Origin of the sequence: Streptomyces sp. NPDC097595 (assembly GCF_044761525.1) — a bacterium.
Classification (GTDB): domain Bacteria; phylum Actinomycetota; class Actinomycetes; order Streptomycetales; family Streptomycetaceae; genus Streptomyces; species Streptomyces drozdowiczii_A.
The window spans coordinates 1-24,112 of sequence record NZ_JBIWCN010000036.1; the positions used below are offsets into that span (position 1 = coordinate 1).

Here is a 24,112-nt window from a genome sequence, read left to right on the forward strand (position 1 = left end):
GGACAGAACAGCGGGAAGACAGCCCAGCAGGGCGTCAGTCAGTGGCAGAGCCACGACCACCGGGACCTGAGTATCAGCATCAATGTCAGTGGCGGGGTGCACGATGGGGGCATGACCGGCTCCGCGCTCGATTCCTTCTCCCCCGCCACCCGCAGCTGGTTCACGGGGGCCTTCAGCGCGCCGACCGCCGCCCAGGAAGGCGCCTGGCGGGCGATCGGCGAGGGATCGGACGTGCTGGTCGTCGCGCCGACCGGCTCGGGCAAGACGCTGGCCGCCTTCCTCGCCGCCCTGGACCGGCTGGCGGCCGTCCCCCCGCCGGCCGAGGCGAAGAAGCGCTGCCGCGTGCTGTACGTGTCGCCGCTCAAGGCGCTCGCGGTCGACGTAGAGCGCAATCTCCGCTCACCGCTGACCGGCATCCGCCAGGAGTCGGTGCGCCAGGGGCTGCCGGAGCCCGAGGTCAGGGTGGGCATCCGGTCGGGCGACACCCCGGCCGCCGAGCGCCGCTCGATGGCGACCCGCCCGCCGGACATCCTGATCACGACGCCCGAGTCGCTGTTCCTGATGCTGACCTCCTCGGCCCGCGAGGCCCTGTCCGGCATCGAGACGGTGATCCTGGACGAGGTGCACGCGGTCGCGGGCACCAAGCGCGGCGCCCATCTCGCCCTGTCCCTGGAGCGCCTGGACGAGCTGCTGCCCCGGCCGGCCCGGCGCATCGGTCTGTCGGCCACCGTCCGGCCGGTCGACGAGGTGGCGCGCTTCCTCTCCCCGCAGCGCAAGGTGGAGATCGTCCAGCCGCCGTCCAGCAAGCGGTTCGACCTGTCGGTGGTGGTCCCCGTCGAGGACCTGGGCGAGCTGGGCGGTTCCCCCGCCACCGACGACACCTCGGGTGAGGCCGAGAAGCCGTCGATCTGGCCGCATGTGGAGGAGCGCATCGCCGATCTCGTCCAGGCGCACCGCTCCACGATCGTCTTCGCCAACTCCCGCCGCCTCGCGGAGCGCCTGTGCAACCGGCTCAACGAGATCGCGTACGAGAGAGCCACCGGCGAGACGATGCCGGAGGCCCACTCCCCCGCCGAGATCATGGCGGAGTCCGGCGCGGCCAAGGGCGCTCCGGCCCTGCTCGCCCGCGCCCACCACGGCTCGGTCTCCAAGGAGCAGCGCGCCCAGGTCGAGGAGGACCTGAAGGCGGGAAGGCTGCCCGCGGTGGTCGCCACCTCCAGCCTGGAGCTGGGCATCGACATGGGCGCGGTCGACCTCGTGATCCAGGTCGAGTCGCCGCCCTCCGTCGCCTCCGGCCTCCAGCGGGTCGGCCGCGCCGGCCACCAGGTGGGCGCGGTCTCCACCGGTGTCGTCTTCCCGAAGTACCGGGGCGACCTGGTGCAGGCGGCCGTGGTCACCGAGCGGATGCGGACGGGCTCCATCGAGGCGCTGCGCGTACCGGCCAATCCGCTGGACGTGCTGGCCCAGCAGCTGGTCGCGATGGTCGCCCTGGACAGCTGGCAGGTGGACGACCTGCTCGCGGTGGTCCGCCGGGCCGCCCCCTTCGCCTCACTGCCCGAGTCGGCGTTCACGGCCGTCCTCGACATGCTCGCGGGCCGCTATCCGTCCGACGCCTTCGCGGAGCTGCGGCCCCGCGTCGTCTGGGACCGCGTCGCCGGTACGGTCACGGGCCGGCCCGGTGCGCAGCGCCTCGCCGTCACCTCGGGCGGGACCATCCCGGACCGGGGCCTCTTCGGGGTGTTCCTCGCCGGGGCGGACCCCAAGAAGGGCGGCGGCCGGGTCGGCGAGCTGGACGAGGAGATGGTCTACGAGTCCCGGGTCGGCGACGTCTTCACACTGGGCACGACCTCCTGGCGGATCGAGGACATCACCCGTGACCGGGTCCTCGTCTCCCCCGCGCCCGGTGTCCCCGGGCGGCTGCCGTTCTGGAAGGGCGACCAGCTGGGCCGACCGCTGGAGCTGGGCCGCGCCCTGGGGGCCTTCCTGCGCGAGCTCGGCGGGCTCTCCCCCGAGGACGCCCGTGACCGCCTGCTCTCCGCCGGCCTTGACACCTGGGCCGTCGACAACGTCCTGGCGTATCTGGACGAGCAGCGCCGGGCCTGCGGTCATGTCCCGGACGACCGGACCATCCTGGTCGAGCGCTTCCGGGACGAGCTGGGCGACTGGCGGGTCGTCGTGCACTCCCCGTTCGGCGCGCAGGTGCACGCCCCGTGGGCGCTGGCGCTGAGCGCCCGCCTGGCCGAGCGGTACGGGATGGACGCCCAGGTCATGCACGCCGATGACGGCATCGTGCTGCGGCTGCCCGACGCCGACATGATGGGCCTGGACCTCCTGGACTTCGACCCGGCGCAGGAGCCGGCCCAGGAGCCGGGCCAGGGCGCCTCCGCGCCGCTCGCCCCGGCGAACACCTCCTTCGACAGCGACCAGCCCCCGGTCGGCGCGGCCGATGTGGCCTTCGACAAGGGCGAGATCGCGCAGCTCGTCACCGACCAGGTCGGCGGCTCCGCCCTGTTCGCCTCGCGGTTCCGCGAGTGCGCCGCCAGGGCGCTCCTGCTCCCCCGCCGCAGCCCCGGCAAACGCACCCCGCTCTGGCAGCAGCGCCAGCGGGCCGCGCAGCTCCTCCAGGTCGCCTCCGAGTTCGGCTCCTTCCCCATCGTTCTCGAAGCGGTCCGCGAATGCCTCCAGGACGTGTTCGACGTCCCGGGACTCACGGAGGTGATGGGTGACCTGGAGGCCCGGCGCATCCGCCTGGTCGAGGTCACCACCCCGGAGCCCTCCCCGTTCGCCCGCTCCCTCCTCTTCGGCTACGTCGCCCAGTTCCTGTACGAGGGCGACTCGCCGCTCGCCGAACGGCGCGCCGCCGCGCTCTCCCTGGACTCCCGGCTCCTCGCCGAGCTGCTGGGCCGGGCGGAGCTGCGCGAACTGCTCGACGCCGATGTGCTGACCGAGCTGGAGCGGGAGCTCCAGTGGCTCGCGGACGACCGCCGGATCAAGGACACCGAGGGCGTCGCGGATCTGCTGCGGGTGCTCGGCCCGCTCACCGACGAGGAGCTGGCCGAGCGCGGGGCGGAGCCCGGCTGGGCGACGGAGCTGGAGTCCGCCCGCCGCGCCATCCGCGTCCGGATCGCCGGGGCGGCCCACTGGGCGGCGATCGAGGACGCGGGCCGGCTGCGCGACGCCCTGGGCACGGCGCTCCCGGTCGGCGTCCCCGAGGCGTTCACCGAGCCGGTGAAGGACCCCCTCGGAGACCTCCTCGCCCGGTACGCCCGTACGCACGGCCCGTTCACCTCCACCGCGGCGGCGGCCCGGTTCGGCCTCGGCACGGCCGTCACCGACGGGGCGCTGCAACGGCTCGCGGCGTCGGGCCGCATCGTCCAGGGCGAGTTCCACCCCGCCGGCATCGGCCAGGAGTGGTGCGACGCCACGGTGCTGCGGCGGCTGCGGCGCCGCTCGCTGGCCGCCCTCCGCCATGAGCTGGAGCCGGTCCCGCCCGCCGCCCTGGCCGGGTTCCTGCCGCAGTGGCAGCATCTCGGCGGCAACAGCCTGCGCGGCATCGACGGACTGGCCCGCGCCGTCGAGCAGCTTCAGGGGGCGCCCGTCCCCGCCTCCGCGCTGGAACGGCTCGTCCTTCCCGGCCGGGTCACCGGCTACACCCCCGCGCTCCTGGACGAGCTGACCACCACCGGCGAGGTCGTCTGGGCCGGCGCGGGCGCCCTGCCCGGCAAGGACGGCTGGATCTCCCTCTACCTCGCCGACAGCGCACCCCTGCTCCTCCCCCCGCCACGCCCCCTGGAGCTCAGCGCACTGCACGAGTCCGTGCTGACCGCGCTCGGCGGCGGCTACGGCCTGTTCTTCCGCCAGATCGCCGACCAGGTCCGCGCCACCACCCACCCCGACTGCACCGATCCGCAACTGGCGGACGCCTTGTGGGACCTCGCCTGGTCCGGCCGGCTGACCAACGACACCCTGGCGCCGCTGCGCTCCCTCCTGGGCTCGGGCCGCACGGCCGGCTCGACCGCGCACCGCGCCCGGCGGAATGTGCCGCGCGGCCGTTACGGCACCCTCACCGCCGCCGCCCGCCCCGCCTCGCGCACCGGGCCGCCCACGGTCTCGGGCCGCTGGTCCCTGCTGCCGGCCATCGAGCCCGAGCCCACGCACCGCGCCCACGCCCTGGCGCGCACGCTGCTCGACCGCCACGGGGTGGTGACCCGGGGCGCGGTGCAGGCCGAGGGCGTCGAGGGCGGCTTCTCGGCGGCGTACCGGGTGCTGTCGGCCTTCGAGGACAACGGGCAGGCGCGCCGGGGGTACGTCGTGGAGGGGCTGGGGGCGGCCCAGTTCGCGATGGACGGCGCGGTGGACCGGCTCCGCGCGGTGTCCACGGCCCGGGACCGTGCGGAGCCGGGCGCCGACCCCCGCGCCCTGGTCCTCGCGGCGGCCGACCCGGCCAACGCGTACGGCGCCGCCCTGCCGTGGCCGGAGCCGCCGGACGGGGCCGGGCACAAGCCGGGCCGCAAGGCGGGCTCGCTCGTGGTCCTGGTCGACGGTGAGCTGACGCTGTACATGGAGCGCGGCGGCAAGACACTGCTGGCCTGGCCGACCGATCCGGACGACCCCGCGCTCCGGGCGGCGGCCGGCGCGCTGGCCTCGGCAGCGCGCGCCGGGGCCCTCGGCACGGTGACCGTCGAGCGCACCAACGGCGCCTCGTCCCTGACCTCGCCCCTGGGGCGCACGCTGGAGGCGGCCGGCTTCCTCGCCACCCCGAGGGGCCTGCGCCTGCGCGCGTAACGCCACGCCTCGCACCACAGCGCTCCGCCCCACGCATGATGGAGGCATGCCCGAAGGAGACACCGTCCTGCAGACCGCCGCGCGGCTGCATCACGCGCTGGCCGGACAGGTCCTCACCACGTCCGACCTCCGCGTCCCCCGGTTCGCCACCGCCGACCTCACGGGCCGGGCCGTCCTCGACGTCACCGCCCGGGGCAAGCACCTGCTGACCCGGATCGAGGGCGGTCTCACCCTGCACAGCCACCTCCGGATGGACGGCGCCTGGCGGATCTACGCCCCGGGCGAGCGCTGGCGCGGCGGCCCCGCCCACCAGATCCGCGCCGTCCTGGGCAACACGGCCCGCACCGCCGTCGGCTACCGCCTCCCGGTCCTGGAGCTCATCCGCACCCAGGACGAGGAGCAGGCGGTCGGCCATCTCGGCCCCGATCTGCTCGGGCCCGACTGGGACGCCGACACGGCGCTGCGGAATCTCCTGAGCGACCCCGCCCGCCCGCTCGGCGAGGCCCTGCTCGACCAGCGCAACCTGGCCGGCATCGGGAACATCTACAAGGCCGAACTCTGCTTCCTGGCCCGGGCCACCCCCTGGCTCCCCATCGGCGAGCTGCCCGCCCGGACGGCGACCCTGCTGGTCAGCACAGCGCACCAGCTGCTCGACGCCAACCGCGACCGCCCGAACCGCGTCACGACGGCCGGGGGCCGTTCCCGTACCGTCGCGAACGCCGCCGCCCGCACGCGCAGGCCGAGCGAAAGCCTCTGGGTCTACGGCCGGACGCACCGCCCCTGCCTGCGCTGCGGAACCCCCATCCGCGCGGCAGAACAGGACGACCGCCCCGCCTACTGGTGTCCCAGCTGCCAGACCGGCCCGGGGCCCACCTGACGTACCCCGCTGCCAAAAAATCAGCCCGGGCAGCCGACACGGCCGCGATCCGCCCCGGCCGCTACCTGACCACCCACCGCCGCCATGCCCCCAGCCGCCTCCGGGCCCACACCGTGCCGCGCCGCAGCAGGCCCGTGCCCGCGTCGAAGATGCCGAGGGGCCTGGCGGTCGCGGCCACGTGCACCGGCAGGAGGCTGAGCCCCCAGCCGCCCGCCACCACCGCTCCCTCGACCACGCCCGCGTGCGCCGGGGCCAGCATCAGCCGCAGCACGGCCCACCACCACGCGCCGCAGAGAACGAGCGCGGGCACCCATCGCCGTACCATGGCTGCCTCCTCCGGCCTGATCCAAACGAAGGACCCTAGTCGCGCCCGCTCCTCCGGGCGAGAGCGCACCGTTGCACCCACGGCGCGCACGGCGCGGTCGCACCACCCCACCGACCCCTCTCAGCGCGGAGCCCCCACCCAGCGGGTGGGGGCTCGCCGAGGACGGGTCAGTCCTTGTCGTCCTTCAGGGAGTCCTTGACACCGTCCGCACGGTCGCGGGCGCCGCCCATGGCGTCCTTGGCCTTGCCCTTGGCCTGGTCCGCCTTGCCCTCGGCCTCCTTGCGACGGTCGCCGGTCATCTTGCCCATGGCTTCCTTCGCCTTGCCGGTGACCTTGTCCTTCGCGCCTTCGTTCTTCATGCTCATACCTCCGTTGGAGAAATCTGGTGGGGTGACGGCGTGTGCTCAGGCGCTCTCGGCCTGGAACATCCACGCGTGCTTTTCGAGATCGGCGGTCAGCGAGATCAGGAGGTCCTGGCTGACCGGGTCCGGGCTCTCGGTCACCTCGATGCGCTCGCGCATCCGGCCGATCACCACGCCGAGGGCGTCGACCAGGGTCTTCACCGCGTCCACGTCCTTGATCCAGCCCTCGGACACGGAGGCGATGGCCGTGCTCTTGGCGATCGTCGCGGATCGGCCGTCCGGGTTGACGCCGAGCGCGGAAGCCCGCTCCGCGACCGTGTCGGAGTGCTGGCGCGCGGTGTCCACGACATCGTCGAGCTGGAGGTGCACGGACCTGAACCGCGGCCCGACCACGTTCCAGTGGACCTGCTTGGCCACCAGAGAAAGGTCGAGAAGATCCACCAGAGCGCCCTGGAGGGCGTCTCCGACGGTCTTGAGGTCGGTCTCGGACAGTGGGCTCTTCACCACAGACATGCACGTCTCCGATCTGGAATCCGTTCCGTTCAGCACCACCCACGATGGCACAAACGAAGCAAAACGGTCATTCGAGGAAGTCTCCGATGGCTCCGCCAAGTGCGTTAGGGACGGTTCCTCGGTCTCTCATCCACGCGCCTGCCCCCCATCGCCCCGCTGACACACGCACCGGCACACCAAAAGCACACGCAGACACACGAAAGCCCCGGCCCTTCCCACAAACAGGGAAGAACCGGGGCCTCGGCTTCACACCGAACCGATCGGTCAGGCGGCGACTACATCCACCGCTTCCGCGGGCGCCTTGATGGTCACCCGCCCCGTCGGTACACCCGCCACCGAGGTAACGGAGACGGAGTTGAGCATGGGGCGCACCGGTACAGGTACCGGATCGCTGGCCGCTGCCGACTCGGCCAGTTCGGCCAGGGACAGCTCATCGCTCACTTCACGCATGAGCTCGGACATCCGTACGTCAAGCGCGTCGCAAATGGCGGAGAGCAGTTCGGAGGATGCCTCCTTCTGCCCCCGCTCCACCTCGGAGAGATAGCCGAGCGAAACTCGGGCGGACGAGGAGACTTCGCGCAGAGTACGGCCTTGGCGCTGGCGCTGCCGACGCAGCACGTCACCCAGCAGGCGACGGAGCAGAATCATCGGTGGCTCCCTCCTCGGACCGCGTAGCCGCATCCTTCACGCCCCACCGTACCGCCTAGCGCTGCGGCCGTGCGGGGAGCGATGTCGTGTTCACTCAGGGCTGCAAACATCAATTCCCCCCGTTCTCTTCCGTATCCTGTGCGCTCGCATTCTCGTGGAGTTCGCCTGAGAGCAGGTCGAGCGCGCTTCGTACGCTCTTCTTACGGATGTCCGCCCGGTCGCCGTTCAACCTCAGCGCGGACACTTTCCCGGTGCCGTGCGGGCCGCTGACCGCGACGAAGACCGTTCCGACGGGCCGGCCGTCCTGCGGTTCGGGGCCGGCGACACCGGTGGTCGCCACTCCCCAGTCTGCGCCCAGAGCCCGCCGTACGCCTGTCGCCATCTGACGCGCGACGTCCGCGTCGACCGCACCGCGCTCCGCCAGGAGCCCGGCGTCCACCCCCAGGACTTCACTCTTGAGGGGGGTCGCGTAAGCCGTCACCGAGCCCCTGAAGGCTTGGGAGGCACCCGGTACGGACGTCAGTTCGGCCGCGACCAGGCCGCCGGTCAGCGACTCCGCGACGGCAAGGGTCTCCCCCCGCTCGACAAGGAGCCGCAGCACCCGGCCCGCAGCAGTCACCGCTCGGCCTCCGCCGACCCCCGGGCCCCCGCCGCCTCGGCGACCGCGCCGGTCTCCTCGGAGGCGGCCTGGGGCGCCTCGGGCGCCTCCTCGGCTGCCGCCCGTTCCGCCGCGAGGCCCTGGCGCCGCAGCACCACGGCCTGGCGGACGTAGTCGAGACCGGTGACGACCGTCAACACGACGGCCACAGCCATCACCCAGAAGCGCAGGGTGGCCAGCGGACCGGTCAGCGCCAGGACGTACATCCCGACGGCCGTCCCCTGCGCCAGCGTCTTCATCTTGCCGCCGCGGCTGGCCGGAATGACCCCGTGCCGGATCACCCAGAACCGCATCAGCGTGATGCCCAGCTCGCGGAAGAGGATCACGCCCGTCACCCACCAGGGCAGGTCGCCCAGGTACGACAGACAGATCAGCGCGGCGCCCATGATCGCCTTGTCGGCGATCGGGTCGGCGATCTTCCCGAAGTCGGTGACCAGGTTGTACGTACGCGCGAGATGCCCGTCGAACAGGTCGGTGATCATGGCGATGGCGAAGGCGGCCCAGGCGAAGGAGCGCCAGGCCGGGTCGTATCCGCCGTTGTGGAGCAGCAGCACCACGAAGCCGGGAACGAGCACGAGCCGGGCCATCGTCAGGAGGTTGGCGATGTTCCACAGACTGGCCTGATTGACCGCAGCGGCGCCCAGCTTTCCGCCGCGGACCGGCGTCGCGCCGGAACCGCCTGCCGCGGATGCCGGGACTCCGGTCATCTGGCTACCTCCACAAGCTCACTGCACTCGGCGATCAGGTCCACGCCTTCGGTGCCCACGACCTTTGCCTCGACCATACGGCCCGGGAGCAGGCCCTCGCGTGTGGTGAAGAGCACCTGGCCATCGGTTTCGGGCGCCTGGTGCGCGGCGCGGCCGTAGGCGCGCGGCTCGTCCTCGGTGGGCTCGACGGACTCGACCAGCACCTGGAGCGTTTCGCCCATGCGCTCCTCGGCGCGCTGCGAGGTCAGTTCCTCGGCAAGCTGCGAGATGTGCGCGAGGCGCTCCGCGATGACGTCGGCGTCGAGCTTGTTGTCGTAGCCGACGGCCTCGGTGCCGTCCTCGTCGGAGTAGCCGAAGACGCCGATGGCGTCGAGACGGGCGCCCGTGAGGAACCGTTCCAGCTCCGCGAGGTCGTCCTCGGTCTCGCCGGGGAAGCCGACGATGAAGTTGGACCGGGCGCCGGCCTGCGGTGCCTTGCCCCGGATCGTGTCCAGCAGCTCCAGGAAGCGGTCGGTGTCGCCGAAGCGGCGCATCGCCCGCAGCACGCCGGGCGCGGAGTGCTGGAAGGACAGGTCGAAGTAGGGCGCGACCTTCGGCGTCGAGGTCAGGACGTCGATCAGGCCCGGCCGCATCTCGGCGGGCTGGAGGTAGCTGACGCGGATGCGCTCGATCCCGTCGACGTCCGCGAGCTCGGGCAGCAGGGTCTCCAGGAGACGGATGTCGCCGAGGTCCTTGCCGTACGAGGTGTTGTTCTCGGAGACCAGCATGACCTCCTTCACACCCTGCTCGGCGAGCCAGCGGGTCTCGCCCAGCACGTCCGAGGGACGGCGGGAGATGAAGGAGCCGCGGAAGGACGGGATGGCGCAGAAGGAGCAGCGCCGGTCGCAGCCGGAGGCCAGCTTGACCGAGGCGACGGGGCTGGTGCCCAGCCGGCGGCGCAGGGGCGCGCGCGGCCCGGAGACCGGGGCGACGCCTTCCGGCAGGTCGGCGGGGGGCGGGGCGATCTCCTGCGCGTGGCCGGGCAGGGACACGGCGGTGTCCTGCCGCTCGGCGGGGCTGATCGGCAGCAGCTTGCGGCGGTCGCGGGGGGTGTGGGAGGCGTGGATGCCGCCGTTGAGGATGGTCTGGAGGCGGTCGGAGATGTCGGCGTAGTCGTCGAAGCCGAGGACGCCGTCCGCTTCCGGAAGGGCCTCGGCGAGGTCCTTCCCGTAGCGCTCGGCCATGCAGCCGACGGCGACGACGGCCTGGGTGCGGCCGTGGTCCTTCAGATCATTGGCTTCGAGGAGGGCGTCGACGGAGTCCTTCTTGGCGGCCTCCACGAACCCACAGGTGTTGACGACGGCGACGTCGGCATCGGAGGCATCCTCGACGAGCTCCCAGCCGTCCGCTGCCAGGCGGCCTGCGAGCTCCTCCGAGTCCACCTCGTTACGGGCGCAGCCAAGAGTGACAAGGGCGACGGTACGGCGTTCGGGCATGGACTCAAGACTACTTTGTCCCGGCACCGACCCCGCCGCGGAGGGTTGCGCCGTTACCCACGGTGACAAAGACGGCGAGCGCCCGGCACGGTGGCCGGGCGCTCGCCGCGCCGCGATGTCTCGGGGTGACCGGTCAGCCGACCTCGGGGTCGCCCTTGGTGTACGAGAGGCGTTCGACCTGTCCGGGCTTGAACTGGTCCTCGACCTTCTTCCCGTTCACGAAGAGCTCGATCGAGCCCGCGTTGCCGAGGATGAGGTCGACGCGCTCCTTGTCCTGGAAGGTCTTCGACTCGCCCTGCTGGAGGGTGCCGTCGAAGAGGGCCCGGCCGTTGTGGTCCTTGGCGGAGATCCAGCTCTTGCCCTGGGTGGCGCTGAGCTTGACGGTGACCTTGTCCTGGGGCGCCGCGGCGATGGCGCTCTCGGACGGGGCCGGCTTGGGGTCGGCGGGCTTGCTGGCGGAGGGCTTCGGGGCGATCTTGTCGGAGGTCGGGCCCTCGGCCACACGGCCGGCCGTCGAGGGCCCGTCGTCGCCACCCTTGAAGAAGGTGAAGCCGACGAAGCCGACGACGGCGACGATCGCCGCGACCATGGCCGCCGTCCAGTTGGGCCTGCGGGGTTCGGAGCGGATGCGTTCGGCCTCGAACAGCGGCGCCGCCGGGGTGGGCGCGGGACGGCCGCCGTGCTCGGCGTCGAACTGCGCGATCAGCGGTTCCGGATCGGTGCCGACGGCACGGGCGAGCGTACGGATGTGGCCGCGGGCGTACACGTCGCCGCCGCAGCGGGAGAAGTCGTCCTGCTCGATCGCGTGCACGATGGGGATGCGCACCCGGGTGGACGTGCTGACCTCTTCGACCGTGAGACCTGCGGTCAGACGAGCCTGCTGGAGCACTCGGCCGATCGAAGGCCGGTCGTCTTCGGGGGAGTTGCCGATGGACACGGGGGCGCCTTTCGAGCGTGAGCCACCTGCTGGGTGTTCAGTCTAGGGGGGGTACGAAAGGGTGGGGCAACCGGGCGGGTGGACTTTGTACGCCATCAGATTCGAACAGAGCCGGTTTCGCCGGGACGCCCCGGGGAAGGACGTTCCGTCCCTCCCTTCAACTTGACGTACGGCCCGGCGAAACGGTTGCCCGCAAAACTCTTACGAAGCGGTTTCCCCACGAATCTGTGCCAACACCCCGTCGAGCTCGTCGGGTTTCACCAGGACGTCGCGCGCCTTGGAACCCTCGCTCGGTCCGACGATGTTGCGCGACTCCATCAGGTCCATGAGCCGCCCGGCCTTGGCGAAGCCGACCCGCAGCTTGCGCTGGAGCATCGAGGTCGATCCGAACTGGGTGGAGACGACCAGCTCGGCCGCCTGGCACAGCAGGTCGAGGTCGTCGCCGATGTCCTCGTCGATCTCCTTCTTCTGCTTCGTGCCGACCACCACGTCGTCGCGGAAGACCGGGGCCATCTGGTCCTTGCAGTGCTGGACGACGGCCGCGACCTCGTCCTCGGTGACGAAGGCGCCCTGCATACGGGTCGGCTTGTTCGCGCCCATCGGCAGGAACAGGCCGTCACCCTTTCCGATGAGCTTTTCGGCACCGGGCTGGTCCAGGATGACGCGGCTGTCGGCCAGCGAGGACGTGGCGAAGGCGAGCCGCGAGGGCACGTTCGCCTTGATCAGGCCGGTGACGACGTCCACCGAGGGGCGCTGGGTGGCGAGCACCAGGTGGATGCCGGCGGCGCGGGCCAGCTGGGTGATGCGGACGATCGAGTCCTCGACGTCGCGCGGGGCGACCATCATCAGGTCGGCCAGCTCGTCGACGATCACCAGCAGATACGGGTAGGGCGAGAGCTCCCGTTCGCTGCCCTCCGGCGTCTTGAGCTTGCCGGTGCGCACCGCGTGGTTGAAGTCGTCGATGTGCCGGTAACCGAAGGCCGCGAGGTCGTCGTAGCGCAGATCCATCTCCCGTACGACCCACTGAAGCGCCTCGGCGGCCTTCTTGGGGTTGGTGATGATCGGCGTGATCAGGTGCGGGATGCCCTCGTACGCGGTGAGCTCGACCCGCTTCGGGTCGACCAGGACCATCCGGACGTCCTCCGGCGTGGCCCGCACCATGATCGAGGTGATCAGGCAGTTGATGCAGGACGACTTGCCGGAACCCGTCGCACCGGCCACCAGGACGTGCGGCATCTTCGCGAGGTTGGCCATCTCATAGCCGCCCTCCACGTTCTTGCCGAGCGCGACGAGCATGGGGTGGTCGTCCTCGGCCGCGTCCGCCAGCCGCAGCACGTCGCCGAGGTTGACCATCTCCCGGTCGGAGTTGGGGATCTCGATGCCGACCGCGGACTTACCCGGAATCGGCGAGATGATGCGGACATCGGGGCTGGCGACGGCGTACGCGATGTTCTTGGTGAGCGCCGTGATCCGCTCGACCTTCACGGCCGGGCCGAGCTCCACCTCGTACCGCGTCACCGTGGGCCCGCGGGTGAAACCGGTGACGGCGGCGTCCACCTTGAACTCGGTGAACACGTTGGTCAGCGAGGCGACGATCGCGTCGTTGGCGGCGCTCCGGGTCTTGCCGGGTCCGCCGCGCTCCAGCAGGTCGAGCGAGGGCAGCGAGTACGTGATGTCGCCGGAGAGCTGGAGTTGCTCGGCCCGGGCGGGCAGCGGCTGCGACTCGGAGCGCTCGGGAACCGGCTTGGTCAGATCCGGTACGCCACCGGCCGGCGTCGACTCCGCGCGCTTCCCGGCCGGCTCCGCCTCCCTGGCCCCCGGCACCGGGGTGCCCGCCCGCTCGCGGTCCACCGAGACGCCCTGGGTCAGGTCGGCGACGACCGGCGAGGGCGGCATGCCGTTGAGCACGGCCCCGTCGAGCGCGGCGGCAGCGGCGGCCGCGACGTCCACCGCGTCCATCGGGCGGTTCATCGCGGGCTGCACCGAGGGCCTGCGCGGCCTGCGGCGCTTGGACAGCGCCTCGGACTCCGCGAGGTCCGGCTCGTACGCGTCGGGCGCCTGGGAGCGGCGGGAGCGGGATGGCAGCGCCTCGCGCCACTGCTCGTCGTACCGCTCGTCGTCCTCGCCGTCCTGGGCCTCGGGGTCGTACGCCGGCTCCACGATGCCCAGCTTGACGCCGAGCAGCCGCAGCCGCTGCGGGATGGCGTTCACCGGGGTCGCCGTGACGACCAGCAGCCCGAAGACGGTGAGCAGCAGGAGCAGTGGCACGGCCAGCACCTCGCCCATGGCGAAGATCAGCGGCTTGGAGGCGGCCCAGCCGATGAGGCCGCCCGCGTCCTGCATGGCCTCGGTGCCCTCGTCGCGCCCGGGCGATCCGCACGCGATGTGGACCTGCCCGAGCACACCGATGACCAGGGCGGAGAGGCCGATGACGATGCGGCCGTTGGCCTCGGGCCGCTGGGGATACAGGATCAGCCGCACCGCGACGGCGCCCAGCAGTATCGGCACGAGCAGGTCGAGCCGGCCGAACGCCCCGGTGACCAACATCTCCACCAGGTCGCCCACGGGTCCGCGCAGATTCGACCAGGTGCCCGCGGCGACGATCAGCGCGAAGCCGAGCAGCAGCAGCGCGACGCCGTCCTTGCGGTGGGCAGGGTCGAGGCCCTTCGCGCCGCGCCCTATGCCGCGGAACATCGCGCCGACGGCGTGGGCCGCGCCGAGCCAGAGGGCCCGCGCCAGCCGGTACACCCCGTTCGTGGGCGAGGGCGCCGGCCGCGGCGGAGCGGCCTTCTTCGCCGCGGTCTTCTTGGCCGGGGCTCGCTTCGCGGGCGCCTTCTTCGCGGCGGTCTTCTTGGCGGGCACGGCTTTCTTCGCCGGACCCGGGCCACCGCCGACGCGCTTCGCGGTGCCCGCCGTGCCCTGGGAACCCTTGCCGGACGTACGTGAGGCCATGGGGCCGAGGTTACCGGTGTCGACGCCTGTGAACACGTGCGCGTACCGGTTCACCCGTCCGTGTCGCCCTGCGGAGGCCGGGAACTGACGCGTCCTCACCGGCGGCCGCACGCCGAAAGCCCGCAGCCGCCGCCCAGTTGCCCCGCGCACGCCCGAAGAGGCCCCGCGCACAAGGGCGGTACGCCGTTACGAGGGAACGACCGCCGATGCCCCGCCCGTGCCCGGCTCCAGCGCGTCGAGCGCGCGGCGCAGTCCAGTCAGCTTCCGTTCGAGATGGGCGGCCGTCGCCACCGCGCCGGCGTCCGCGGACTCGTCGTCGAGTTGCTTCGACAGCGCCTCCGCCTGCTCCTCGACGGCCGCGAGCCGCGCGGAGAGCTCGGCCAGCAGTCCGGCGGGCTCCCGCTCCTGCTGGGCGCTCGTCTGGCCGCCGCCCTCCAGCTGGAGCCGCAGCAGCGCCGCCTGCTCGCGCAGCTGGCAGTTCTTCATGTACAGCTCGACGAAGACCGAGACCTTGGCGCGCAGCACCCATGGGTCGAACGGCTTCGAGATGTAGTCCACCGCGCCGGCCGCGTAACCCCGGAAGGTGTGGTGCGGGCCGTGATTGATCGCGGTGAGGAAGATGATCGGGATGTCCCGGGTCCGTTCCCGCCGCTTGATGTGCGCGGCGGTTTCGAAACCGTCCATGCCCGGCATCTGGACGTCCAGCAGAATGACCGCGAAGTCGTCCGTGAGCAGCGCTTTGAGCGCCTCCTCCCCTGACGATGCCCGTACCAGTGTCTGATCGAGCGCAGAGAGGATGGCCTCCAGCGCCAGCAGATTCTCCGGCCGGTCATCGACCAGGAGGATCTTGGCCTTCTGAACCATGGCCCGTCCTCCTCGCCCCGGAATTGCACCGGGCGCCGCCCCGGGGGACGACTCCCTTACGCCGCCCGTCCTTGTGCCGGTCATGGTAGCCGCACCCCGGCGGTCACCACACCCTGTCACCGTGATGTCACTGTGCACGTACCGGAAACGTGGCGGGAGACCAGAAGGTTCCCCGCAATCCGCGTTCCCACACTCCTTCGGACACCACCGGTCAACAAATCTTCATGGATTCTCTCAGTGGGCGCTCACTCACCGCGCACGTACCCTTCCATGACCGAAAGAAGGTGGTCGGGATCGACCGGCTTGGTGACATAGTCGGACGCACCCGATTCGAGCGCCTTCTCCTTGTCGCCCTTCATCGCCTTGGCGGTCAGGGCCACGATGGGCAGTTCGGCGAACTGCGGCATCCTGCGGATCGCCGAGGTCGTCGCGTAGCCGTCCATCTCAGGCATCATGATGTCCATCAGTACGACCGTCACATCGTCGTGCTGCTCCAGGACTTCGATGCCCTCGCGCCCGTTCTCGGCGTAGAGGACCGTCAGTCCATGCTGTTCCAGCACGCTGGTGAGCGCGAAGACGTTACGGACGTCGTCGTCCACGATCAGCACCTTCTCGCCGCCGAACCGGAACGTCCTGCGTGGCTGCTCGGGCTCCTCCTGGCCGTCCAGGGCCCACGCCTCCGGCTCGGCGGCCGGAGCCGGCTGCGGAGCGGGGGCGGGCACCGGACGCGGCGGCAGCGCGGGCTGCTGCTGCGCGCTCCCGAGCGCCTTGCGCCGGCGGCGCGGTGCGGCCTGCGCGGCGTCCGGCACGTACACCTGTCCGGCCTCCGGAGTCCGGCCGCCCTCGATCGCGCCGGGCTGGCCGTCGGCCTGTCCCGGAGCGAGCTGCGGGTAGCCCTGCGGCGGGAGTTCGCTCGGGTGCAGCGGCAGGTACAGGGTGAACGTGGAACCGCGACCGGGCTCGCTCGCCGCGTGGATCTCACCGCCCAGCAGGCGCGCGATCTCGCGGCTGATGGACAGGCCGAGGCCCGTGCCCCCGTACTTACGGCTGGTCGTCCCGTCCGCCTGCTTGAACGCCTCGAAGATGACCCGCATCTTGCTGGCCGCGATCCCGATGCCCGTGTCGGTCACCGAGAAGGCGATCAGATCGCCGTCCGCGTCCCGCAGCGAACCGGCCTCCAGCAGCTGTTCGCGGATGGCGTCCGGCACCTCCTGTCCCGCGTGCCTGATCACCAGCTCGACAGCCCCGCTGTCGGTGAACTTCACCGCGTTGGACAGCAGGTTGCGCAGCACCTGGAGGAGCCGCTGCTCGTCCGTGTGCAGTGTGGCCGGCAGCTCCGGCGACACCCGTACGGAGAAATCCAGCCCCTTTTCCGCGGTGAGCGGCCGGAACGTCGCCTCCACATAGTCCACGAGCTGCACCAGGGCGATCCGCGTCGGGCTGACGTCCATCTTGCCCGCCTCGACCTTCGACAGATCGAGGATGTCGTTGATCAGCTGGAGCAGATCGGAACCGGCCCCGTGGATCGTCTCGGCGAATTCCACCTGCTTCGGCGAGAGATTGCCCTCGGCGTTGTCCGCGAGCAGCTTGGCCAGAATCAGCAGCGAGTTGAGCGGCGTACGCAGCTCGTGCGACATGTTCGCCAGGAACTCGGACTTGTAGCGCATCGAGACGGCGAGCTGTTCGGCACGCTCCTCCAGGACCTGCCGCGCCTCCTCGATCTCGGTGTTCTTGACCTCGATGTCGCGGTTCTGCCTGGCCAGCAGCTCGGCCTTCTCCTCCAGCTCGGCGTTGGACGCCTGGAGGGCCTTCTGCCGGTTCTCCAATTCCTGCGAGCGGTCGCGCAATTGCTCGGTGAGCTCCTGCGACTGTTCGAGCAGCTTCTCGGTCGTCGTGTTGACGCTGATGGTGTTGACGCTCGTGGCGATCATCTCCGCGAGCTGATTCAGGAAGTCCCGCTGAATGTGCGTGAACGGCTGGAACGAGGCCAGTTCGATGACTCCGAGGACCTTGCCCTCGAACAGCACGGGAAGCACGATCACATGGGCGGGCGGCGCCTCACCGAGCCCGGAGGAGATCTTCAGGTACCCCGGCGGAACGTTGTCCACCTGGATCGTCCGCTTCTCCTCGGCGGCCGTGCCGATGAGCGTCTCGCCCGGCCGGAAGGACGTCGGCATGGAGCCGGCGGAGTAGCCGTAGCTTCCCCGCATCCGCAGCTCGTACGCCCCCTCGGCCTCGGCGCCCAGCGCGTCGGTCTCGCCGGTGGGCGTGGCCAGGAAGAAGGCGCCGTGCTGCGCGGAAACCACGGGGGTCAGCTCGCTCATGATCAGCGAGGCCACGTCGTCCAGGTCGCGCCGCCCCTGCATCAGACCGGAGATCCGGGCGAGGTTGCCCTTCAGCCAGTCCTGCTCCTTGTTGGTGGCGGTGGTGTCGCGCAGGTTCGCGATCATCGTGTTGATGTTGTCCTGGAGGGCCTGGATCTCGCCCGCCGCGTCCACGTCGATCTTCAGGTTCAGGTCGCCGCGCGTCACCGCCGTGGCGACGGCCGCGATGGCGCGCACCTGACGGGTGAGGTTCCCGGCCATCTCGTTCACCGATTCGGTGAGGTCGCGCCAGGTGCCGTCCACGTCGCGCACCCGCGCCTGGCCGCCCAACTGGCCCTCGGTGCCCACCTCGCGGGCGACCCGGGTCACCTGCTCGGCGAACGACGACAGCTGGTCGACCATCGTGTTGATGGTGTTCTTCAGCTGCTGGATCTCGCCGCGCGCATCGATGTCGATCTTCTTGGTCAGGTCACCCTTGGCGATGGCCGTCGTGACGGCGGCGATCTGGCGCACCTGGCCCGTCAGGTTGGACGCCATCGAGTTCACGGACTCGGTGAGGTCCTTCCACGTACCGGAGACGCCCGGGACGCGCGCCTGGCCGCCCAGCTCGCCCTCCGTGCCCACCTCGCGGGCCACGCGGGTCACCTCGTCCGCGAACGAGGACAGCGTCGTCACCATCGTGTTGACGGTGTCGGCCAGCTCGGCGACCTCGCCGCGCGCCTCGACGGTGACCTTCTTCGTCAGGTCGCCGTTGGCGACGGCCGACGAGACGCGGGAGATGTTGCGCACCTGGCTGGTCAGGTTGTTGGCCATCAGGTTGACGTTGTCGCTGAGGTCCTTCCAGATGCCCGTCGCCCCGCGCACCCGCGCCTGGCCGCCGAGGATGCCCTCGGTGCCCACCTCGCGCGCGACACGGGTCACCTCGTCCGCGAAGTTGAGCAGCTGGTCGACCATCGTGTTGACCGTCGTCACCAGTTCGAGGATCTCGCCCTTGGCGTCGACGGTGATCTTCTTGGACAGGTCACCGTTGGCGACCGCCGTCGTCACCTCGGCGATGTTGCGCACCTGAAGAGTGAGGTTGTTGGCCATGCCGTTGACGGACTGCGTGAGGTCCTTCCACGTACCCGAGACACCCTGCACCTCGGCCTGACCGCCCAGAATGCCCTCGGTACCCACCTCGCGGGCCACCCGCGTCACCTGCTCCGCGAAGTTCGAGAGCTGGTCGACCATGGTGTTGAGGGTGTTCTTCAGCTCCAGGATCTCGCCGCGCGCGTCCACGTCGATCTTCTGCGACAGGTCACCGCGCGCCACAGCCGTGGCGACCTGCGCGATGTTACGGACCTGAGCGGTCAGGTTCCCCGCCATTCCGTTCACCGAGTCGGTCAGATCACGCCACACACCGGCCACGCCGGGCACCTGCGCCTGGCCGCCGAGCCGCCCGTCCGTACCCACCTCGCGGGCGACCCTGGTCACCTGCTCGGCGAAGGCGGAGAGCTGGTCGACCATCGTGTTGATGGTGTTCTTCAGCTCCAGGATCTCGCCGCGCGCGTCCACGTCGATCTTCTGCGACAGGTCGCCCCGCGCCACCGCCGTCGTGACCTGCGCGATCTGGCGCACCTGGGAGGTCAGGTTCCCCGCCATGAAGTTGACGGAGTCGGTGAGCTCCTTCCACGTACCGGAGACCCCGTCGACCCGCGCCTGACCGCCGAGGCGGCCCTCGGTGCCCACGTCGCGCGCCATCCGCGTGACCTGGTCGGCGAACGAGGAGAGCTGCGCCACCATCGTGTTGACGGTGTTCTTGAGCTCCAGCATCTCGCCCGCGACGTCGACGGTGACCTTCTGCGACAGATCGCCGTTGGCGACGGCCGTCGTGACCTGCGCGATGTCACGCACCTGACCGGTCAGGTTACGGAAGGCCGTGTTCACGGAGTCCGTGAGGTCCTTCCAGGTCCCGGCGGCTCCCGGCACCTCGGCCTGCCCGCCGAGCCGGCCCTCGACGCCGACCTCCCGGGCCACCCGGGTCACTTCCGAACCGAAGGACTGGAGCTGGTCCACCATCGTGTTGACGGTGTTCTTCAGCTCCAGCATCTCGCCGGCCACATCGACGGTGACCTTCTGCGTCATGTCACCGCTGGCCACCGCCGTCGTCACCTGGGCGATGTCACGCACCTGGGTCGTCAGGTTCCGGAAGACCGTGTTCACCGAGTCGGTGAGGTCCTTCCAGGTCCCGGCGGCGCCCGGCACCTGCGCCTGGCCACCGAGCACACCCTGCCCGCCGACCTCGCTGGCCACCCGGGTGACCTCGTCCGCGAAGGTGCGCAGCGTCTCGGTCATCTGGTTGATCGTCTCGGCCAGCTGGGCGACCTCGCCGCGCGCGCTGACCTGCACCTTCTGCGACAGGTCACCATTGGCGACCGCCGTCGTCACCTCAGCGATGCCGCGCACCTGGGAGGTGAGGTTGCCGGCCATCGTGTTGACGGAGTCCGTCAGGTCCTTCCACACCCCGGCCACGCCCGGCACCACGGCCTGACCGCCGAGCTCACCCTCCGTACCCACCTCACGCGCGACCCGGGTCACCTCGGAAGAGAACGAGGACAGCTGGTCGACCATCGTGTTGACGGTGTTCTTCAGCTGGAGCATCTCGCCGGCCACATGGACGGTGACCTTCCGCGACAGGTCACCCTTGGCCACGGCCGTCGTCACCAGCGCGATGTCGCGCACCTGTGCGGTCAGCCGGTACGCCATGGTGTTGACGGAGTCCGTGAGGTCCTTCCAGGACCCGGACATCCCGCGCACCTGCGCCTGGCCGCCCAGCTTGCCCTCGGTGCCCACCTCGACCGCCACCCGCGTCACCTGCTCGGTGAACGCCGACAGCTGGTCGACCAGGTTGTTGACGGTACGGGCGACCTTCAGGAACTCGCCGCGCAGCGGCCGTACCGTGTCGTCCGCCGTGTGGGAGCGCAGCTCCATCCGCTGTTCGAGATCGCCGTCGGCCACCGCCGACAGCACCCGCCCGACCTCCGAGACCGGGCGCGCGAGATCGTCCACCAGCTCGTTGGAGGCGTCGATCGCGGCGGCCCAGGAGCCCTCGCAGGCGCCCGTCTCCAGGCGCTCGGTGAGCTTGCCCTCGCGCCCGACCACACGCCGCACCCGGGCCAGCTCGCCGGTGAGGTGCACATTGCGGTCGGCGACCTCGTTGAAGACCGCGGCGAGCTCCGCCATCACGCCTTCGCCGGAGACCGTGACGCGCCTGCGGAAGTTGCCGTCGCGCATGGCGACCAGACCGGCCAGCAGTCTGTGGAGCGCCGCCGCGTCTACCTCGACGGTTCCATTGCGCTGCTTCTTCACGGACTGCCCGCCCTTACTGCGCGTACCCGAACCCCGCGCCGCCACGTCAGACTCCACCGTGTCCCTCCCGCAGGGGTTGACCTTCTAGCTAGAACCTCGTCCGAGAGCCTGCCCAGAACTTCTCGGGCTCACCGCCACAGCCCACCGTCGACGGGTGACCATGCGGACGTCAAATCGTTGAAACGTACCAGGCGGGAACCGGTCGGGGTGGAACCTCCCATGGTTGTCCCACATCCCTCCGAGGGGAAGCCCATCCTGTCCAGTCATCCGTCCGTTCCCGCCCGGGCCTGTCCGAAGTCCGCCCTCGTGTACCCGGTGCACGGGGGGAGCGTCTAGCCTGGCAGGCGAATCGAAGCGGCGAGAAACGGGCACGGACTCGGGGAAGCGACGAGACACCATATGGGGAGTGCTGTGATCACGGCGCGTGCGGCTGCCACCTTCGACCCGGTGGCGCGCTCCGTCGCGACGGCTCGTGCCTTTGTCCGCGACACGCTCCAGGGCTGGGGGTACACCGACGTCGTCGACGACGCCGTCGTCCTGACCAGCGAGCTCGTCACCAATGCCGTGATCCACGCCGGCACCGCCGCGGACGTGCTGTGTCTGCGCACGGAGGACGGCGTCCGGGTGGAGATCGCCGACCACTACCCGGAGCGGGAGATCCCGCTCCAGCCGGCCGCCCTCGATCTCGGCAGCCTGGACAGCGAGAACGGCCGCGGTCTGCTGCTGTGCGCGGCTCTCGCTTCCCGTTGGGGCGTCGAATACTCCCCCACGCGCAAACATGTCTGGTTCCAGCTCGATCTCCCGGACCGCCCGGTGGGCGTCCGCTCGGCCGGTCCGCTGCTTCCTGTGGGCCTGCTCCCGGTCACCGACGAACGCGTCAGGGTCGCCGTCGTGCAGATCGACAGCGAGGGCGCCGTCGCCGCGTGGAACGACGACGCCACGTACCTCTTCGGTTACACGGCGGACCAGGTCGTCGGCAAGCAGCTCACCGACTTCACCGCTTGGCCGCAGACCCCCGGCACCAGCACCGGCATCGCGGACGCCCTGCGGCTCTCCCGCTGGGAGGGCAGTTACGGCATCCGGGGCGCCGACGGACGCACCATCCCGGTCTACGGTTCCCACCTGCGCGTACGGGACCCCCAGGGCGAACCGTCCACGGTCTGCCTGCTGGTCCGCGACTACGAGCGCGCTGTCCTCCAGACCCCTGTCCGCGCCCCGGTCTCGGACACCGCCGAGAGCCGCAAGACGGACCCCTTCGAGGTCTTCATCGGCTCCCCCGCCCCCGACGACCTCGACGGCCTGCTCCAGCGCACCGTCGAGCGGGCCCGCGACATGCTGGACGCCGACGCCGCCTTCCTCCTGCTGGCCACGGACGACGAGACCGAGCTGGAGGTGCGCGCCACGACCGGCCTGCCCTCCGCCCGTCAGCGCTTCGCCCGCGTCCCCGTGGAAGCCGGAACCGGCCGGTACGGCTCCGCCCGGATGCCCGCCGTCCACGAGGACCTGGACGCGGTCCCCGGGGCGGTCCCGCTGCTCGGCAACACCGGCATGCGCTCGGTGGTCACGGTCCCGCTGAAGGTCGAGGGGCGCCTCACGGGCTCGTTGGGCGTCGCGGCCGAGGCCGCGGGCCGCTATTCCAACGAGGAGGCGCTGCGCCTCCAGTTCGCCGCGGACCGGATCGCTCTCGCCGTCGAGTCGGCGCGCCTCGGCGAGCTGGAGCGGCTGCGCCGCGGCTCGCTGTCCTTCCTCGTCGAGGCGTCGGACCTGCTGGCGGGCACCCTGGACCGGGACCAGACGCTGGCCCTGATGGCCCAGATGACGGTCCCGACGCTGGCGACGTGGTGCGCCGTCTACACGATCGCCGACCCCGCTTCGGACCCGGAGCTCTCCTACGTGCTGCACGAGGACGAGGAGCGCATCGACGGGGTCAAGAGCCTGCTCACCAGAATCTCCCCGCCGGAGCCCGTACGGACCCCCGGCGCGCGGGTGTGGGCCGCTCCCGCCCAGGCCGCCCACGAGGCGGCGCTGCGGACCTCGATGCGGAGTATCGGGATCGGCGACCCGGGCGGCCTCGGCTCGACCACGCGTACGACGCTGGCGACCGCGGCGGCGGTGGGCGGCGAGACCGTCGTGCTGCCCTTGGTCGCCCGTAACCGCGTCATCGGCATGCTGACACTCGGCAAGCCCTCCGACGACCACTTCCGCCAAGAGATCCTAGAGCTGGCCGAGGACCTGTCCCGCCGGGCCGCCCTGGCCCTGGACAACGCCCGCCTCTACTCGGAGCGCACGGCGATCAGCCAGTCGCTTCAGCGCAGTCTTCTTCCCCCGGGTCTGCCCGCCGTGCCCAACGTCGAGGTGGACGTCATCTATCGCGCGGCCGGCGAGGGCAATGAGGTCGGCGGCGACTTCTACGACGTCTTCCCGATCCGGGACGGCGCGTACGGGTTCGCCATCGGAGACGTCTGCGGTACGGGGCCGGAGGCGGCCGCTGTCACGGGCCTGGCCCGCCACGCGCTGCGCCTGCTGGCCCGGGAGGGCTTCGCCGGCCCCGCGGTCCTGGAGCGGCTCAACGCCGCGATCCTCGACGAGGGGACCCGCAGCCGCTTCCTCACGCTGCTCTACGGCGAGCTGTGGCCGCAGGAGGACGGCAGCGCGCTCCTGAAGGTCGTCTGCGCGGGCCACCCGCTGCCGCTGCGTCTGCGCCAGGACGGCTCGGTGGAGCCGGCGGCGGACCCGCAGCCGCTGCTGGGCGTCATGGAGGACCTGGAGCTGTACGAGCAGGAGTTCACACTGGAGCCGGGCGACGTCCTGTTGTGCGTGACGGACGGTGTGACGGAACGCCGTGAGGGTACGCGGATGCTCGGCGACGACGGCCTGGCAGACGTGCTCGCCCACTGCACGGGGCTCACGGCGGGCGCGGTGGCCGCACGCATCCTCCGAGCCGTCGAACGCTTCGCCGCCGAACCGCCCTCGGACGACATGGCCATCCTGACCATGAGGGTTCCGGAACCTCACTAGACCCCGGACATGAAGAAAGGCCCCGCCGACTGGCGGGGCCTTTCTTTTCTCTGAGCCCCAATGCGGAATCGAACCGCAGACCTTCTCCTTACCATGGAGACGCTCTACCGACTGAGCTATTGGGGCCTTGCTGCCCTGCGGCAACGAGCTAAAGCATACCCTGATCCAGGGGTTATGCAAAACCGCCCGGGCCGGCGGGGACAGAGGGGTGCCGGGGACCACCTGGAAACGCGAAAGAGCCCCGTGCCACAAGGGCACGGGGCTCTTCCTAAAAGGAGTTCGGCGGCGTCCTACTCTCCCACAGGGTCCCCCCTGCAGT

14 protein-coding genes and 1 tRNA gene are annotated in these 24,112 nt (G+C 71.0%); 3 read left to right on the forward strand and 12 right to left on the reverse strand.

Features of this window, described 5'->3' with window-relative positions:
• Positions 1-111: 111 nt before the first annotated feature.
• Both ACIQZN_RS34755 and ACIQZN_RS34760 read left to right on the forward strand, forming a co-directional pair.
• Positions 112-4,785 (forward strand): DEAD/DEAH box helicase, encoded by a 4,674-nt coding sequence (locus ACIQZN_RS34755; RefSeq protein ID WP_404002690.1) that lies wholly within the window; start codon positions 112-114, stop codon positions 4,783-4,785.
• Positions 4,786-4,831: 46 nt separating this feature from the next.
• A complete protein-coding gene (locus tag ACIQZN_RS34760) occupies positions 4,832-5,662 on the forward strand; it encodes a DNA-formamidopyrimidine glycosylase family protein (protein ID WP_404002692.1) in 831 nt (276 codons plus the stop codon).
• 61 nt (positions 5,663-5,723) lie between these two features.
• On the opposite strand, the gene ACIQZN_RS34765 is transcribed toward ACIQZN_RS34760, so the two are convergent.
• The 11 genes from ACIQZN_RS34765 to ACIQZN_RS34815 all read right to left on the reverse strand — a co-directional run bounded on the left by ACIQZN_RS34765 (position 5,724) and on the right by ACIQZN_RS34815 (position 20,775).
• Positions 5,724-5,987: a hypothetical protein gene (locus ACIQZN_RS34765; RefSeq protein ID WP_404002694.1), complete on the reverse strand. Its 264-nt coding sequence runs from the start codon at positions 5,985-5,987 to the stop codon at positions 5,724-5,726.
• 167 nt (positions 5,988-6,154) lie between these two features.
• Positions 6,155-6,352, reverse strand: a complete 198-nt coding sequence (locus ACIQZN_RS34770; protein ID WP_404002696.1) for a CsbD family protein — start codon at positions 6,350-6,352, stop codon at positions 6,155-6,157.
• 39 nt (positions 6,353-6,391) lie between these two features.
• Complete coding sequence (locus ACIQZN_RS34775) at positions 6,392-6,862, reverse strand: Dps family protein (RefSeq protein ID WP_404002698.1); 471 nt, start codon at positions 6,860-6,862, stop codon at positions 6,392-6,394.
• Between the two features lie 264 nt (positions 6,863-7,126).
• A complete protein-coding gene (locus ACIQZN_RS34780; protein WP_018105285.1) occupies positions 7,127-7,510 on the reverse strand; it encodes a helix-turn-helix domain-containing protein in 384 nt (127 codons plus the stop codon).
• Between the two features lie 109 nt (positions 7,511-7,619).
• Positions 7,620-8,129, reverse strand: coding sequence for a CinA family protein (locus tag ACIQZN_RS34785; RefSeq protein WP_404002700.1), 510 nt, complete (start codon positions 8,127-8,129; stop codon positions 7,620-7,622).
• On the reverse strand, positions 8,126-8,875 hold the full coding sequence (gene pgsA, locus ACIQZN_RS34790; protein ID WP_404002702.1) for a CDP-diacylglycerol--glycerol-3-phosphate 3-phosphatidyltransferase: 750 nt from the start codon (positions 8,873-8,875) through the stop codon (positions 8,126-8,128). The genes ACIQZN_RS34785 and pgsA overlap by 4 nt, the downstream gene beginning before the upstream one ends.
• A complete protein-coding gene (rimO, locus tag ACIQZN_RS34795) occupies positions 8,872-10,350 on the reverse strand; it encodes a 30S ribosomal protein S12 methylthiotransferase RimO (RefSeq protein WP_404002704.1) in 1,479 nt (492 codons plus the stop codon). The genes pgsA and rimO overlap by 4 nt, the downstream gene beginning before the upstream one ends.
• A 133-nt stretch (positions 10,351-10,483) precedes the next feature.
• Complete coding sequence (locus ACIQZN_RS34800) at positions 10,484-11,287, reverse strand: helix-turn-helix domain-containing protein (protein WP_404002706.1); 804 nt, start codon at positions 11,285-11,287, stop codon at positions 10,484-10,486.
• Between the two features lie 201 nt (positions 11,288-11,488).
• Positions 11,489-14,239: a DNA translocase FtsK gene (locus tag ACIQZN_RS34805; RefSeq protein WP_404002708.1), complete on the reverse strand. Its 2,751-nt coding sequence runs from the start codon at positions 14,237-14,239 to the stop codon at positions 11,489-11,491.
• Positions 14,240-14,425: 186 nt separating this feature from the next.
• The gene (locus tag ACIQZN_RS34810) at positions 14,426-15,103 is read right to left on the reverse strand and encodes a two-component system response regulator (RefSeq protein ID WP_404002710.1); all 678 of its coding nucleotides are present in this window, start codon (positions 15,101-15,103) and stop codon (positions 14,426-14,428) included.
• A 245-nt stretch (positions 15,104-15,348) separates the two neighbouring features.
• Positions 15,349-20,775 (reverse strand): HAMP domain-containing protein, encoded by a 5,427-nt coding sequence (locus ACIQZN_RS34815; RefSeq protein WP_404002714.1) that lies wholly within the window; start codon positions 20,773-20,775, stop codon positions 15,349-15,351.
• A 411-nt stretch (positions 20,776-21,186) separates the two neighbouring features.
• Between ACIQZN_RS34815 and ACIQZN_RS34820 the strand changes: the two genes are divergently transcribed.
• On the forward strand, positions 21,187-23,793 hold the full coding sequence (locus ACIQZN_RS34820; protein WP_404002712.1) for a SpoIIE family protein phosphatase: 2,607 nt from the start codon (positions 21,187-21,189) through the stop codon (positions 23,791-23,793).
• A 53-nt stretch (positions 23,794-23,846) separates the two neighbouring features.
• Here the strand turns inward: ACIQZN_RS34820 and ACIQZN_RS34825 are convergent.
• Positions 23,847-23,919: transfer RNA gene (locus ACIQZN_RS34825), tRNA-Thr, on the reverse strand.
• Positions 23,920-24,112: the final 193 nt, after the last annotated feature.